General features: G+C 49.7%; 2 protein-coding genes. Both read left to right on the forward strand.

Annotated elements, in window-relative coordinates:
* The coding region (locus EXE45_RS16705) for a hypothetical protein (protein WP_206750486.1) at positions 1-651 on the forward strand (651 nt) is incomplete at its 5' end.
* Between the two features lie 268 nt (positions 652-919).
* On the forward strand, positions 920-1,261 hold a 342-nt coding region (locus EXE45_RS16710), incomplete at its 3' end, for a helix-turn-helix domain-containing protein (RefSeq protein WP_274595484.1).

Below are 1,261 nucleotides of genomic sequence, written 5' to 3' on the forward strand. Positions count from 1 at the left end.
TTGATTCGCCACTTTCCAAGCCTCATCTCAACGGTTGCTGAATCCGATATGGAGGTAAATGATCTAACTTACCATCAGTGGCTCCGAGCACAGAACAGCGAGCACGTTGAGCCGGTGACCCCTGTGGAGCAATTGATTGGTAGTGTATACGGTTCAATGGCAGAACTAACATCGGCAGCAATCAGATATGAGCTCAAGACAGGACAGCAGATCGTAAGGTGGGAGAGTGTGGCTAGTGGCTGGTCTAGTGGTCTCGATTCTCTCACCCAGATGAACTTAGACGAGATGGCACAGCTTTGGTTCGGAACGACGCTTTATTTGGAGTACATCGCCCGAGAGTCGTCTTCTGACATCATGTCTGGATTTGACTCGTATGGACGTCACAGAGTCACTCGCGACATCGGTGAGGAAACCGTTGAAAAGATTCAGGACGGTCGCCTCGACCCGACTGCTCGAATTGATTTCATACCGGGAGGGGTTGATCCCATTAAACATCCACTCACCGGCCACAAAACACCGATACTCCAAGACCCCGACCGGACATTTACAGAATGGATTAATACTCAACCCTTCATATTCCGAGGGAGACGTTTTGGACGGGTTGGTGAGCCCCCTACTGATGAAGACTTAGATGGAGGAGTTAATCAGTAAATTGTACGCCTAGAGACACACCATTAGATAACAGAGTGGAACCGCCATGACATAGAGAGGGGATTCACGAATCTCTCAGTACAAGTGATGAGAACCAGTAGATGGTCCGACTACTCTGCTATTGAACCCTAGCTTACGAAGATGATCGAGGCACGAGTCGGAGAGGCCCTGCGGACATAGAAGACGAACTCAGAGGGCTACAGTCTAGCACGCCGTAATTTGGCCAGTTCACCGCCAGATTTTTACACCGTTTCCTAATAGGAATCGTATGCCTAATAGGAAAGAGTCGATCTCAATAGAGTTACAGTATCCGTTTCCGGAGGATCGGGTATTCCGATACCAGGCAATGCAGGACGTTCTCAACGTTCTCATAGATCAGCCGTATGCGACATACTCGATGAGCGAACTCGCAAGCCTCACAGGGGCAAATAAGGGAACGATCTCAAAGGCGGTGACATTGCTTTCCGAGCTTGATGTCATCGAGATCGCACCAGATGGGCGGACTCAGCAGGTCCAGATTAACCGTGAACGGCTCACAAAACCAGATCCAATTCTCTCGATCCCGCAGAGCGAGTTCCACCAACCAGTTCAGGCATTTCTACAACGACTT

Origin of the sequence: Halorubrum sp. SP9, from assembly GCF_005435015.1 — an archaeon.
GTDB classification, from domain to species: Archaea; Halobacteriota; Halobacteria; order Halobacteriales; family Haloferacaceae; genus Halorubrum; species Halorubrum sodomense.